The 12,893-nt window shown below is 71.0% G+C and carries 13 protein-coding genes; 7 read left to right on the top strand and 6 right to left on the bottom strand.

Features of this window, described 5'->3' with window-relative positions:
• Nucleotides 1-2 precede the first annotated feature (2 nt).
• On the top strand, nt 3-920 hold the full coding sequence (locus tag AB0H87_RS00890; RefSeq protein ID WP_360137412.1) for an SCO2523 family variant P-loop protein: 918 nt from the start codon (nt 3-5) through the stop codon (nt 918-920).
• On the top strand, nt 917-1,867 hold the full coding sequence (locus AB0H87_RS00885; RefSeq protein ID WP_360137409.1) for an SCO2522 family protein: 951 nt from the start codon (nt 917-919) through the stop codon (nt 1,865-1,867). Before AB0H87_RS00890 ends, AB0H87_RS00885 begins: the two co-directional genes overlap by 4 nt.
• Before the next feature lie 25 nt (nt 1,868-1,892).
• Here AB0H87_RS00885 and AB0H87_RS00880 read toward each other — a convergent pair whose 3' ends face one another.
• Complete coding sequence (locus AB0H87_RS00880) at nt 1,893-6,230, bottom strand: HEAT repeat domain-containing protein (RefSeq protein WP_360137406.1); 4,338 nt, start codon at nt 6,228-6,230, stop codon at nt 1,893-1,895.
• A 183-nt stretch (nt 6,231-6,413) separates the two neighbouring features.
• On the opposite strand from AB0H87_RS00880, the gene AB0H87_RS00875 reads away from it, so the two are divergent.
• Nucleotides 6,414-7,346, top strand: a complete 933-nt coding sequence (locus AB0H87_RS00875; protein ID WP_360137403.1) for an SCO2521 family protein — start codon at nt 6,414-6,416, stop codon at nt 7,344-7,346.
• Here AB0H87_RS00875 and AB0H87_RS00870 read toward each other — a convergent pair.
• Genes AB0H87_RS00870 through AB0H87_RS00860 form a run of 3 tightly spaced genes read right to left on the bottom strand, consistent with a single transcriptional unit; the run spans nt 7,343 to nt 8,722 of the window.
• Nucleotides 7,343-7,573: a hypothetical protein gene (locus AB0H87_RS00870; protein ID WP_360137400.1), complete on the bottom strand. Its 231-nt coding sequence runs from the start codon at nt 7,571-7,573 to the stop codon at nt 7,343-7,345. The genes AB0H87_RS00875 and AB0H87_RS00870 overlap by 4 nt on opposite strands.
• Before the next feature lie 28 nt (nt 7,574-7,601).
• Nucleotides 7,602-8,051, bottom strand: a complete 450-nt coding sequence (mscL, locus tag AB0H87_RS00865; RefSeq protein ID WP_360137397.1) for a large conductance mechanosensitive channel protein MscL — start codon at nt 8,049-8,051, stop codon at nt 7,602-7,604.
• An 8-nt stretch (nt 8,052-8,059) separates the two neighbouring features.
• Nucleotides 8,060-8,722 (bottom strand): FadR/GntR family transcriptional regulator, encoded by a 663-nt coding sequence (locus AB0H87_RS00860; protein WP_360137394.1) that lies wholly within the window; start codon nt 8,720-8,722, stop codon nt 8,060-8,062.
• A gap of 50 nt (nt 8,723-8,772) precedes the next feature.
• On the opposite strand from AB0H87_RS00860, the gene AB0H87_RS00855 reads away from it, so the two are divergent.
• Entirely contained in the window at nt 8,773-10,089 is a 1,317-nt protein-coding gene (locus tag AB0H87_RS00855) for an MFS transporter (RefSeq protein ID WP_360137391.1), read from the top strand.
• Here the strand turns inward: AB0H87_RS00855 and AB0H87_RS00850 are convergent.
• Together AB0H87_RS00850 and AB0H87_RS00845 are read right to left on the bottom strand one after the other, a co-directional pair.
• Nucleotides 10,086-10,445: an STAS domain-containing protein gene (locus AB0H87_RS00850; RefSeq protein ID WP_360137387.1), complete on the bottom strand. Its 360-nt coding sequence runs from the start codon at nt 10,443-10,445 to the stop codon at nt 10,086-10,088. The genes AB0H87_RS00855 and AB0H87_RS00850 overlap by 4 nt on opposite strands.
• 145 nt (nt 10,446-10,590) lie before the next feature.
• Nucleotides 10,591-11,160 carry an NAD(P)H-dependent oxidoreductase gene (locus AB0H87_RS00845; RefSeq protein WP_360137384.1) on the bottom strand — a complete coding sequence of 190 codons (570 nt, stop codon included), beginning with the start codon at nt 11,158-11,160 and terminating at the stop codon, nt 10,591-10,593.
• Nucleotides 11,161-11,261: 101 nt separating this feature from the next.
• Here AB0H87_RS00845 and AB0H87_RS00840 point away from each other — a divergent pair, with 101 nt between their 5' ends.
• From AB0H87_RS00840 to AB0H87_RS00830, 3 genes are all read left to right on the top strand, one after another.
• The gene (locus AB0H87_RS00840; RefSeq protein ID WP_360137381.1) at nt 11,262-11,756 is read left to right on the top strand and encodes a MarR family transcriptional regulator; all 495 of its coding nucleotides are present in this window, start codon (nt 11,262-11,264) and stop codon (nt 11,754-11,756) included.
• A gap of 35 nt (nt 11,757-11,791) precedes the next feature.
• Entirely contained in the window at nt 11,792-12,523 is a 732-nt protein-coding gene (locus AB0H87_RS00835; RefSeq protein ID WP_360137378.1) for a dienelactone hydrolase family protein, read from the top strand.
• A 33-nt stretch (nt 12,524-12,556) separates the two neighbouring features.
• On the top strand, nt 12,557-12,893 hold a 337-nt coding region (locus AB0H87_RS00830; protein WP_360137375.1), incomplete at its 3' end, for a VOC family protein.

The raw sequence follows: 12,893 nt of genomic DNA, 5'->3' as shown, positions 1-12,893 counted from the left end.
ACATGCTGATCTTCGCGACCTCCGACAAGGGCGGCACGGGTCGCTCCGTCACCAGCAGCAACGTCCTCTACCGGAGCGCGCTGCAGGGCAGCGACGTCTGCTACCTCGACTTCGACTTCGGGTCCCCGACCTCGGGTGCGATCTTCAACATCCCCAACGCCCTGCACGGCACCACCCAGGGCGGCCTGCACTCCTACCTGCACGGCGTGGTCGCCGACCCACAGCGGTTGGAGATCTGGTCGGAGTCCGACCGGTCCAGCCTGCGCAGCCGTCCGCCGGGGGCGGGCCGGCTGGTGCTGCTGCCGGGCGACAGCGGGGGCGGCGAGTTCCCGATCACCAAGGAGAACACTGAGCGGTGCGCCCGCCTCTTCCTGCACCTCGAAGAGGAGTTCGACCTCTGCCTGGTCGACCTGAGCGCCGGCCGGTCGTACGCGACCGAGATGGTGCTCGCGGCGACGGCGATGGAGCCGCTGCGCAACATCCGCACCCGCTGGCTGGTGTTCCACCGCTGGACCCGGCAGCACGTGCTCGCGGCGGCCGGCCTGGTCTACGGCGAGCGGGGCATTCTGGACACCGGCGTACGCAAGGGCCACGACCGCGAGGAGCTGGCCAACACGCTGCGCTTCGTCCGCACGGCCGTGGTCAACCCGGACTCGCCCGAGCTGGAAGGGTTGCGGCCGGCGCAGGTCGCCTGGCTACGCGACGTCGACCGCGATCTGTCCGAGTTGGCCAGTAGTCGCAAGGTGGGCCGCACGCTGCTGCTCGGCCAGATCCCGCTCGACCCGGTCCTGCAATGGCGTGAACAGCTTATTTCGGATAATGACGTGTGGTCGCGGCGCATCGCGAACCGTGAGACGCTGGAACAGTTCGACTCGTTGGCCAAAAAAATCGTCGACGATGCGGCCTGGGAGACGCTGTGACCGGAGTGGCATTCGAAGAGGCGGTCGCTCAACGGAGCGTCGAACGCGTTCCGCTGTCGCACCTTTCCATCGAGCTGGGCCACCTCTACATGGAAGAGTTCGCCGGCGGCATGGAGTCGCTGCGCCGGCATTTCCGCCGCGTCGCGCCCTGGGCGCAGGCCGCGGCGCGCACCGCGCAGACGAAGCCGGGCGGCAACCGCCCGCGGATCAGCACCTGCTTCCTCGTCGACGACTACTTCTCGCGGTTCAGCACGCCGCGCGAGGTGATCCCGATGCTGGTGGCGGCCGCCGAAGAGAGCGGCCTGGTGATCGACTACCTGGCGCGCGAGTCCGGCTGTGCGGTCGCCGACGAGGTGCCGCTGGCCAAGCTCGTCGAGCAGGCGCTGGTCACCGACCCCGTGCCCGGCAGCAACGGCATCCGGCCGCCGACCACCGAGACCGGCTGGCTGTGCAACGGCCAGCGCTCGCCGAACACGGTCGCGATACCCGCGATGGCCGACAAGGGCTGGCTGCCGCCGATCCAGAACGCCGCCAACCGACACTCGATCTTCGTCGACGTGGAGCTGTGGGACCTCGAAAACGGCTCGCGGCGCTGGTCGTGCCCGTTCCTGGCCGCGGTGTGGCAGCTGATCCGCCTCGGTCTGCTCCGCCACAACGGCGAGGTGGTCACCACGCCGTGGCAGGTCGAGGAGCTGCCCGACGACTGGGACAAGCTGCCGGCGGTGGTGCAGCTCAACCCCCGCGCGGCGGCCTTCTCGGCCTACCGCACGTTCTCGGTGCTGGGCTCCCGCTTCCTGCAGGTCGAGCTCGCGGTGCGGACCATCCTCAACCAGGTCTCGATCGACCCGACGGTGCTCGACCAGGTCTTCGCCCGCATGCGCGGCGAGGGCATGGAGCTGCCGAAAGAGCTGGTCGACCGCATCGACTACGTCTTCATCGGCGAGTGAAAGCGCAAGTGAGACCGACACGGCGCTAGTCGCCGATGTCGGGCAGGTGCTCGGGGTCCGCACCCGGCAGCCAGCTCAGCGCCTGCCCAGCCAGCCGCCGGAAGTTGCGGTCGTCGTCGCCGCTCGCCAGCGTGACCAGCAGGCGACGGATGTCCGGGTCCGGGCCGAACCGTTCGCACAGCGCCCGCACCGACGCCTCGCGGATCGACCAGTCGCTGTCGTGCACCATGTCGACCAGGACCTGGCGCACCTCTTCGTACGCGTAGAGCCGCTCGCCCAGCACCCGCAGCGCCTCGCGGCGTACCCGTAGGTCCGGGTCGCGGCGGACCGCCTCGATCAGCAGCTCGCGGATCGCCGGGTCGCCGCCGAACGACTCACCGAGCGCCCGCAACGCCGCCGCCCGCACGGTGTCGTCGTCGCCGGTCGCCCGCAGCGCCAGCAGGTCCCGGTGCTCGTCGTCGATGCCGGCCGCGACCAGCGCGACCGCCGCCTCGGTGACCACCAGCGCGTCGGGGTCGTGGCGCACCCGGTCGAGCAGGATCTCGCGCACCTCGGGCTCGGCCGCGTACGGCTGCAGCGCGTGCGCCGCGGCCTCGCGTACCCGCGGATTGGAGTCGTTCTGCACCCGGGCCGTGATCACTCCGCGGGTGCCCTCCTCCGCCACCCGGGCGGCGACCGCGAACACCTGACCGTCGGGATCGTCGCGCGTGCGTTCCAGCAGCAGCGCCACCACCTCGGGATGCGGCGCGGCGTGCTCGGCCAGCGCCCGCACCGCGGCACCCCGCACCTCGGGGTGCGCGTCCTGCCGGGCGCGCCCGAGCAGCTGCCGGCGGACCTGCGCGTCGCCGCCGCAGCGCTCGGCCAGCGCCTCGACCGCGGTGCGCCGCACCGTGGCGTCCGGGTCCTCGCCGACCAGCCGGGACAGCACCGCGCACACCGTCGCGTCGAGGCCGATCTTCCGCACCAGGGCCTCGGTCGCGGCGAGCCGGACCGCGGCGTCCGTGTCGGAGTGCGCGATCCTGGTCAACGCGGTGGTCGCCGGCGCGAAGCCGGGCAGCGCCGCGGTCAACGCGCGGATCGCGACCAGCCGCACCTCCGCGGAGTGGTCGCGGCGGGCGCACTCCACGAGAGCCGCGTGCACCTCCTGGTCGCCGCGGAAGTGCTCGCGCAGGATCTGCACGGCGGCCCGGCGGGCGACCTCGTCCGCGTCCCGGCCCGTCCGCTCGATCAGCAGGCCCTTCACGGTCTCGGCCGCCTCGAACCGCTCGACCAGCGTCTTCGCGGCGGCGCTGAGCACGCCCGCGTCGCGGTCGTCGTGCAGCAGCGCGGTGAGCAGGCTCTTCACGGGCTGGCCGGAGCCGAGCCGGTCGGCCAGCACCCGCACGGCCGACCGTCGCACGACGCCCTCGGGCTCGGCGCGGATCCGCTCGATCAGCAGTTCGCGCAGGTGCTCGTAGCCCATCCCCCAGTCGTTGAGCGCGCGCGCCGAAACCGCCACCACCTCGGCGTCGCGGTCGGTCCGCACCCGGTCGACCAGCGCGCCGCGCACCGAGTCGTCATAGGGCAGGCGTTCCATCATGAGTACGGCGGTCCGGCGCACACCCGCGTTGCCGTCACGGCGGGTGCGGTCGAGTAGTAGGCGGCGCACCGCCGACTCGTCGCGGAACCGCTCGCCGAGCGCCCGCACCGCGGCCAGCCGGACGGCGGCGTAGCCGTCGACGGTGGCCCGCTCCAGCAGCACGTCCCGCACCCGGGCGTCGGTGCCGAACCGCTCGCCGAGCGCCTCGACGGCGGCCAGCCGCACGCCGGCGTACGTGTCGTCCCGCGCCCGGCGGATCAGCTCCTCACCGGCCCGGGTGAGCGCGAGCTGGAACGCGGCGCGGTTGGCGGCCGTGCCGGCGACCTGGGCCAGCTCGGCCAGGCCGGCGACGGCCGCGTACGACGCCCAGCGGTCGTCGATCGCGCTGAGCACGGTGCTGAACAGGTCTTCGACGTGCTCCGAGGGCGGCGCGAGGACCGCGGCGAGCTGGGCCGCGTACGCCGAGACCGAGCTCCAGATCAGCCGGACGCCGCGGCGCCTGTACCAGTTGAGGTAGATCTGCCCGCCCGGCCAGGTCGAGCCGATCGTGCGGGCCGCCGGCAGGATCTCCGTCTCGATGAGCGCCATCGTGTCGCGGTCGTCGATCGACACGCAGTGCTCGATCAGCAGGATGATCCGGCGCAGCAGGTCCTGCGCGGGCCCGGCGACCGCGGTGTGCGGGTTGCGCACCTCGGCCAGGCACTGCACGGCCAGCGCGAGGTTCCACGGCGGCTGGGCGAACGCCCCGGCCGGCCACGGGTGGTTGACGCTGGTCGCGAGCAGCGAGATCAGCTGGGCGGTGTGCCGCTCGTGCAGCGCGCCGGCGACCAGCCGGAGCACCTCGCGCCAGGACGGGTCGGCCCAGTGTGCGACGAACAGCTCCTTGAGCTGCTCGAACTCCCACGCCCGGTCGTGCTTGAACTTGCCGACCACGGCCTCGGCACAGAAGAACTCCAGGAACGTCCGGTGCACGAAGCCGTAGAGGTGTGGGCCGTACCGGCTGAGGATGAAGTTCCGCTCGCGGAACTGGTTGATCATCGCGCGGGCGATCTCGCGCGCCTCGGCCGGGTTCTTCTGGTAGCGCTCGGCCAGGTAGTCCTCGAAGACCTCGCTCAGGTCCTCGGCGCCGATGTAGTTGGCGGACAGCCCGCGGTCGCCGCTCTGCACCTTGTAGGCGAGGCGGCGCAGCAGCTCCTTCTTGTCCTCGGCGTCGATGAAGCCGGGGCTCTCGTACTGGTCCTGCAGGTGGCGGTTGATGTCCCAGTGCTCGACGAGCACGGTGGCCGCGTGGTCGAACAGCTTCCACCGCTCGCGGGGCAGCGCCTGGTGCTTGCCGATGATCGCCAGGATCGTCAGCAGCATCGGGTTGCCGGCCAGCTCGCGGATCGACGGTGAGTGCCGCATCGCCTCGAGCAGCCGGGCCCGGCGGGCCGCCGAGTCGCCCGGCCGGTCGTGCATCGCCAGGTCGTACCAGCTCGCCAGGAACTCGGTGATCTGGTTGTCGTCGAGGTCCTGGAGGGTGAAGTGGGCGAAGCCGAGCTCGCTGAGCGCGCGGCGCGCGTACCCGATGATCCGCGAAGTGACGATCACCCGCACGTGCGGGAACTCGCCGGCGAACGCGGCGATCTGGTTGGCCACCGCCTCCCGGCGGCGCTTGTCGAAGATCTCGTCGAGGCCGTCGAAGATCACCACGGCCGGGCCGCCGCCGGTCAGGTAGCGCAGCAGCGCCGCCCGCTCGAGACCCAGGCCGTCGAGGCCGGACCGGTGGTCGAGGTATTCGACGAAGTTGCTGCACCTGCTCTCGGCGTAGAGCGCGACGTAGGACCTCAGCTCGATGAACAGCGGCAGGTGACCGTCGAGCGGGCCGAGGCGGTCGTCGACGGGTGCGCCCGTGTGCGCCAGCGCCAGGGTGATGTAGCGAGCCGCGGTGGACTTGCCGGAGCCCGGGTCGCCGAGCAGCACGATGGCCTGGTTGTCAGGCGCGGCGATGATGTCGAACAGCCGGCGCAGCGGCTTGGCGCGGTAGGCCTTGTGCAGCAGCGCCAGCTCGTCGGGGTCGACCTCGTCGGGCACGTCCTCCGTCTCGAGGTGGCCCTCGAACTGCATCCGCTGCCACCACTCGCGGGGCAGCTCGACCGGCGGCGGGTCTTCCCGGACGGACTGCTCGATGAACACCGAGCTGAGCCGCATCTGCAGGTATTCGTCGCGCTGCGGCGGGGTGAGCGCGTCGAGGTCGAGGCCGCCGTACTGCTGGTGCAGCCGGTCGTAGTAGCGCTTGAGCGTCTCGGCGCTCAGCGACTGGAGGTGGCCGGTCGGGCGGCCGATGTCGGCCAGGCAGTTGGCGACCGCGGCGGTGACCAGCGCGGCGAGGTCGCCCGGACCGTTGAACGTGCTGCACATGTGCCGGACGACCAGCTCGCTGCGCAGGGTCTCGATGCGCTCGGCCTCGGTGCCGCGGTCGATGTGGACGCGCGGCCACGGGGCTTCCTCGTCGAGCAGGAAGATCAGGCAGGGCTTGCCCATCGCCTCGGCCTGGCGGTATTCGAGCTCGGTGATCGACCGGTCGTAGCCAGGTGGGACGAAGCCGTAGCGCCAGGCGAAGATCCCGACGTAGAGGTCGCAGTCGGCGACGTCTTCGAGGCAGCGCTCGACCGGGCGCCGATCTTCGGCCACATAGGACTCCATGGCCACGTCTTCGACCCGCAACCGGCGGAGTGCCAGCTTGACCGCTGACCGGCACTCTTCGAGATCACGGAACGTTGCTGAGACGTAGACCTTGGTCAACGCGGCTCCTCGATTACGCGAGCGACACGCGTCGTTACCGTACCAACATCGGGCAAGCGATGGGCTCCCGGTATATCGGGGTTGATCAAAATATCGTCTGGGTGGCATTCCGCGCGGCGGCCTTGCCTCGCAGGTCGACCATGGGATGCAATTCATCCGCTGTTCTCTCACGGAGGCGGAACGATGCTCACGTTCGGCGAGGTCCACACCGGACTACTGCAGAACTCGACCTCGCTGCCCTGGGACGCCACCGCCGAGGTGCTCAACCTGCTGGTCGGCGAGCAGGTCCGGCGGTCCGAGCGGCCCATGGCGTACGCCGTCTCGCCCAATCTGTTGACCAGTGTGGACTGCCGGCTGCCGGCCGCCTCGGGCAAGGTCATCCGTGGGGTCGGCACGGTGGTCTCGCGGGCGTCGATCACCGGCGGGCACGTGGCGCAGGGCTCCGGGCACACCGTCGTGGTCAAGAGCACGGCCAACCGGCGGCTCTCCTGGTCGCACTACCTGACCCGGCCCGGCACGATCGAGGCGATCGGCAAATCCGACGCGACCGACATCGCCCGCGGGTTCGCCGGCACCACGCAGCCGATGGGCACGCTCACCCTCGGCGCGATCAGCGGCCGGACGCTCGACGCGGTGCAGCGCTCGACCCGGCTCGACCGCCACCCGCCGTTCCGCACCCAGCGCACCCACATGCGCTGGGTGGTGACGCCGACCGACGCCGACGACGCCGAGGCGACCGGCACGTTCCGGGTCGCCTCGCCGACGCTGCGGGTGCTGGAGCTGGTCGTGCCGCGCGAGCACATCGGCTCGATCGTCGAGCTTTGCGAAGACCTCGCGCTGCACGACTGGCTGCTCACCACGCTGCTGGGGCTGATGGAGTCGAGCCTCACCGGCCCGGGCACCCGGGCGCAGCGGATCGCCCGACTGCGCCCGGCCATCGACACCCTGCTGCATCTGTGGATGCCGGCCGCCCGGGTCGACGAGGCGGTGCTGCCGGTCTGGCGCTCGCTGGAACGCCGGCCCGGCTTCACCCGGCAATGGGACGCCTCGGTCAGCCGGATCCGCGACCAGATGACGCTGGGCACGCTCGCGCTGCTCGAGTCGGCTACGGCCTAGTCAGGCCGGCGGGCCGACAGCTCCCGCCACTCGAACGGCCCGACGAGGAGGGCACGCACGCGGTCGTACGCGTCCTCCTCGCTCTCGAACTCGTAGAAGTGGGACGCGCCGTCGGCGCCGCCCGCCCGCTGCTCGACGTGCCAGGTGTCACCGTCGATCCGCAGATAGACGTCGCGCCGCGCGGCGCGGCCCCACTTCCCGTTCCACCAGTGCTTTCGCTGCTCCATGGTGGGAGAGTATCGAACATACGTTCGACTATCGCGAGGTCGGGGGGTTCTCCCTGCCAAGAGTCTGGTCGAGCGCCGAGCGGTACTGACCGGGGACGCGGCCGCCGGCGACCAGGGCGTCACGGATCTCGGTGAGCAGCTTGATCTCTTCGCTCGGAGCGGCGGGCGGGGGCTCCTCGCCGCGGCGGCGGCGCTCGGCCAGCTTGTTCAGCGGGAGGACGACGAGGAAGTAGAGGGTGGCCGCTGTCAGGAGGAACGTGATCACGACGTTGATGAACGCGGCCCAGTCGAACTCGACGCCGTTGACGGTCGCCTTGCCGCCCTTGAGGCCTCCACCGCCGGTCAGCTGGATGAGGGGCTTGAGAAACGAGTTGGTGAACTGCGTGACCACCGCGGTGAACGCGGCACCGATCACGATGCCGACCGCGAGGTCGACCACGTTTCCGCGCATGATGAAGTCTTTGAAGCCCTTAAGCATGGCTCACCCTATTCCCGGGTGGGCGGCTCCAGGAACTTGCCCGCCTCATGTGCGGCTCTGTCCGCATTGCCGTCCCGGATAGCCGCGACCAGTCGAGCGTGATCGATGTGGACGCCCGCCTCCAGCGCCGGCCCGACCGCCGCCGCGACGGACGCCCGGATGGCCGCGCCGACCGACGCGTAGAGCTCGGCGAGCATCGGGTTGTGCGCCGCCGCCACCACGGCGACGTGCAGGTCGGCGTCCGCCTCGACGAAGACCTCGGCCCGGCCGGTCTGCCAGGCCAGGTCGCGCGCCACGAGCGCCGCGTCGAGCCGGTCCAGGTCTTCCGGGGTACGCCGGAGCGCCGCCAACCGGGCCGCCTCGACCTCGAGGGCCCGCCGCACCTCGATGGTGTGCCCGACGTCGGCGGCCCCGAACTTGCGGGCGACGACACCGGTCAGCTCGTCGGTCGACCGCACGTAGGTGCCGGAGCCCTGCACGCACTCGAGCACCCCGGCGTGGGTCAGCGCGCGGACCGCCTCGCGCACGGTGTTGCGCCCGACGCCGAGCAGCTCCACCAACCGGGGCTCGGTGGGGATTTTCGCGCCCACCGGCCACTCGCCCGCCTGGATCTGCTCGCTGAGCTGCGAGATCACCTGTTGCACCAGGGTCGAGCGTGGATTGAGTGTCATGCGTAACATCACCCCACCATAAATCGTCCCATGATTCTAGGCTGTAGGTCGTGACCGCTCCCACTGCCGCCCCACAGCCCGTCGCCCGCTCCCGCAGCATCCTGCTCGTGCTGGTCGGCATCGTGATCGTGGCGGTCAACCTGCGGGCGGTGGTCACCTCGCTCGGCGCCCTGCTCGACGAGGTCCGCGACGGCCTGCACCTCTCCGGCGCGCTCGCCGGCGTGGTCACCACCGTGCCCACGATCGCGTTCGCGGTCTTCGGCGCCACCACGCCGTGGCTGGTCCGCCGGGTCGCACCGGCCCGGCTGCTGGTCGGTGCGATGGCGGTGCTGACCCTCGGCCAGCTGCTGCGGGTGCTCACCGACTCGGCGGCGGCGTTCATCGGGTTCAGCGCGCTGGCCCTGGCGGGCATCGCCGTGTCCAACGTGCTGCTGCCGATGATGGTCAAACAGCACTTCCCGGACCGCCCGGGCCTGGTCACCGGGGTCTACACGCTGTCGATGTCAGCCGGTGCGGCCGCCGCGTCGGCGGCCGCCGTGCCGGTCGCGCACGCGTTCCACTCGTGGCGGGCCGGGCTCGGCGTGTGGGCGCTGCTCGCCGTGGTGGCCATCGTGCCGTGGCTGCCGGCCGCGCTGCGGCGGGGCCAGCAGGCCATGCGGCGGCCCGGCCACCACCCGGGTGCCCGGATCCGCCCCGCGCGCACCCGCATCGGCTGGGCCATGGCTGTCTTCTTCGGCATGCAGTCGATCGCCGGGTACGCCACGATGGGCTGGCTGGCCCAACTGTTCCGCGACTCGGGCTTCAGCCCGTCGACCGCCGGCCTGCTGCTGGCCGGGGTCACCCTGTTCGCGTTGCCGTTCGCGCTGTTGATGCCCACGCTGGCGGGCCGGATCCGCCGGGTCGACGTGCTGATCCTGGGCCTGACCGTGCTCTCCGGAGTCTCGTACGCCGGACTGGCCCTGGCACCGCACGGTGGTGCCGTGCTCTGGGTCACCCTGATGGGCATCGGCCAGACGGTGTTCCCGGTGAGCCTGGTCGTGATCGGCCTGCGCGCCCGCACGCCGGAGGGGACCGTCGCGCTGTCCGCCTTCGCGCAGAGCGTGGGCTACACGCTCGCGGCGCTCGGACCGCTGCTGGTCGGGATCCTCTACGAGGCCACCGGCGCGTGGCTGGCGCCGCTCGGCGTGCTGGCCGTGGCGCTGGTGGTGCAGGGCGCGGCGGGCGTGCTGATCAGCCGGCCGCGGTACGTCGAGGACGAGGCGCACGCGCCGGGCGCGCACGAGCCGGTGGAGGCCGTCGAGGCGACGCCGGCGGCCGTGCTGGCCGAGACGGGCCCGCTGGCCGAGCCGCTGCGCGAGGCCGCTTAGCCGGCGGCGGGCTCGGCGGCGTCCGCGTCGACCGCCTCGTCGACGGTCGAGTAGGTGTGCAGCACCTCGACCAGGCCACTGACCTCGAGGATGCGGCGCACGCCACGCTGCGGCGCGGCCAGCCGGACGACTCCGCCGGCATCGTCGGTGCTGTTCTTCGCCCGGACGAACACGGACAGTCCGGTCGAATCGCAGAACGAAACCTCGGTCAGGTCGAAGACCAGCCGTGACAGGCCCCGGTCGAGCAGGTCGGTGATCTGGTCCTGCAGCGCGGGCGCCGTGGCCATGTCCAGCTCGCCGCCAACCGACACCACGACGACATCGCCGCGCTGTTCCGTGCCCACCGTCAACGACATGCTCGACCTCCTGTATCCGGGGGAACGGTACTCCACCGGATGGAAGGAGGGCACCCGCCTCGCCCCACACAGTGAACGGCCCGGGTGCCTGCCGTGGCTGTGCTGTCCCTCGGCAGGCCCCCGGGCCGACTGCGCGCGCTGCCGGTCAGGCAGCCTTGCCGCGCAGGGGAGCGAGCGCCCGGCTCCACTCGACGACCTGGTCCAGGGTCGTGTGGAGCGCGTCGGCCTGGTGCTCGCCCGGCTTGAAGGTGCTGAAGTTCTCGAAGTCGTGGAACAGCGAGAGCATGACCTGCGAGCGCACGTCGGCCAGCTTGAGCTCACCGGCGACGAGCCGGAGGTTCTCGACGGCGCGGGCGCCACCGATCGAGCCGTAGCTGACGAACCCGACCGCCTTGTTGTTCCACTCGGCGAACAGGAAGTCGATCGCGTTCTTCAATGCGCCCGAGGTGGCGTGGTTGTACTCGGGGGTCACCATCACGAAGCCGTCGAACGAGGCGATCTTCTCCGCCCACGCCAGCGTGTGCGGCTGGGTGTACTGGCCCATGCTCGGCAGGCCGATCTCGTCGAGGTGCGGGAGCTTGTAGTCCAGCAGGTCGACGAGCTCGAACTCGGCGTCGCTGCGCTTGGCGGCGTGCTCGTACACCCACTTGGCGACGGCCTCGCCGTTGCGGCCGGGGCGGGTGCTGCCGAGGATGATTCCGATTCTGGTCGTCACGATGTGTTCGGTCCTTGCTCACGGGGAGGACTCGGGGTAAGTCCTTGCTTCGTCAAGCAAACATACGAACAGTTCCTTGCATGAGCAAGTATCATGGGCCTATGCCTCCGGTCACAGAGCAGCGGGACGCGCCGCTGAACGTCGACGAAGAGCGGCTCGTGCGCACGCTGGGTCGCGTGATGATCGTGTTGCCCAAGCTCCTGGATCACGACCTGCGCGAACGGGCGGCCATCTCGCTGACCGAATACAGCATCCTGATGCACCTCTCGGAGGCGCCCGACCAGCGGATGCGGATGAACGAACTGGCCGCGGCGAGCGACCTGTCACTGAGCGGGATGACCCGCGCGGTCGCCCGGCTGGAGTCGGAGGGACTGGTCGTCCGCATCCGGTGCGGCGAGGACGGGCGCGGCTGGTTCGCGTCGCTGACCCCGGCGGGGCTGCGGCGGCTCCAGGACGCGTACCCGACCCACCTGTGGTCGACCCGGCGCCGCATCATCGACCACTTCGCCGACGCCGACCTGCCGGCCCTGATCGAGGCGCTGGACCGGATCGGCTGCCGTGGCGAGACCCCGCCGTTCCTGGCGCAACCGCGTTGACGGCGCGCCGGCGACGCGCATGACACGATGATCCTATGTGTTATGGCGACGACGCCCGCCCGCCGCAACCGCCGAACCCCGGCCCGGTCGGCGAGCACGGCTCGGTGGTTCTCCAGTCCGACGACGGCACGTCCTTCGGTGGCTACTTCGCGCACCCCGCGTCGGGCCCGGCGGCACGCGGGATCGTGATCTTCCCGGACGTACGCGGCCTGCACGTCTTCTACCAGGAACTGGCGCGGAGCTTCGCGTCCGCCGGCCTGTCGGCGCTGGCGTTCGACTACTTCGGCCGGACGGCCGGCATCGGCACGCGGGGCGAGGACTTCTCGTATCGCGAGCACGTCGACGCGCTCGACTTCCCGACGCTGGCCGCGGACGGCTCGGCGGCCGGTGCGTGGTTGCGGTCGCACGGCGTCTCGGCCCTGTTCACCGTCGGCTTCTGCTTCGGCGGCGCGATGTCGTGGCGCCAGGCGGCCACGGGCGACGACCTGCGTGGCTCGATCGGCTTCTACGGCATCCCGTCGCGGGTGAGCAGCGTGGTCGACCAGATCGCCGCACCGCTGCAGATCCTGGCCGCGGGCCAGGACTTCACGCCGGTGGCGGAGGTGGAACAGTTCGCCGACCGGGTGCGCGGTCACGGCGTCGACGTGCGGATGACGGTGTATCCGGAGGTCGGCCACAGCTTCTTCGACCGCGCCTTCGGCCAGCACCAGACGGAGGTCGCCGACGCCTGGCGCCAGATGCTCACCTTCATCAACGACAAGGCCTGATTGCCCCATAAAAGGGGACTAAAGTATAAGGTCATGGCCTTGCAGACGCGGATGGTGACGATCGACTGTGCCGACCCGGCGCGCCTGGCCAGCTTCTGGGCGGCCGCGACGGGCCTGCGTGAGTCCTGGCGGCACGAGAACGACTTTCTGATTCTCGGTGAGACGCCGGGTTTGTGCCTGGGCTTCCAACGCGTGCCCGAGCCGAAGACGGTCAAGAACCGGGTCCACCTGGACTGGAGCAGCGACGGCGACGCCGACGCCGAGATACAGCGCCTTCTGGACCTCGGCGCCACGGTGGTCGACCATCAGACGATGCCGCAGGGGTTCGGCTGGACAGTGCTCGCCGACCCCGACGGCAACGAGTTCTGCG

This window comes from Asanoa sp. NPDC050611, from assembly GCF_040654855.1.
Taxonomy (GTDB): Bacteria; Actinomycetota; Actinomycetes; order Mycobacteriales; family Micromonosporaceae; genus Asanoa.
This window is presented reverse-complemented; position numbering and strand designations above follow the sequence as displayed.

What these genes read in the sequence shown, in the direction of transcription:
- AB0H87_RS00835 (WP_360137378.1), top strand. Translation starts at nt 11,792, where the DNA reads ATGTGTTATGGCGACGACGCCCGCCCGCCGCAACCGCCGAACCCCGGC.
- AB0H87_RS00875 (WP_360137403.1), top strand. Translation starts at nt 6,414, where the DNA reads ATGCTCACGTTCGGCGAGGTCCACACCGGACTACTGCAGAACTCGACC.
- AB0H87_RS00890 (WP_360137412.1), top strand. Translation starts at nt 3, where the DNA reads ATGCTGATCTTCGCGACCTCCGACAAGGGCGGCACGGGTCGCTCCGTC.
- AB0H87_RS00850 (WP_360137387.1), bottom strand. Translation starts at nt 10,445, where the DNA reads ATGTCGTTGACGGTGGGCACGGAACAGCGCGGCGATGTCGTCGTGGTG.
- mscL (WP_360137397.1), bottom strand. Translation starts at nt 8,051, where the DNA reads ATGCTTAAGGGCTTCAAAGACTTCATCATGCGCGGAAACGTGGTCGAC.
- AB0H87_RS00860 (WP_360137394.1), bottom strand. Translation starts at nt 8,722, where the DNA reads ATGACACTCAATCCACGCTCGACCCTGGTGCAACAGGTGATCTCGCAG.
- AB0H87_RS00840 (WP_360137381.1), top strand. Translation starts at nt 11,262, where the DNA reads ATGCCTCCGGTCACAGAGCAGCGGGACGCGCCGCTGAACGTCGACGAA.
- AB0H87_RS00870 (WP_360137400.1), bottom strand. Translation starts at nt 7,573, where the DNA reads ATGGAGCAGCGAAAGCACTGGTGGAACGGGAAGTGGGGCCGCGCCGCG.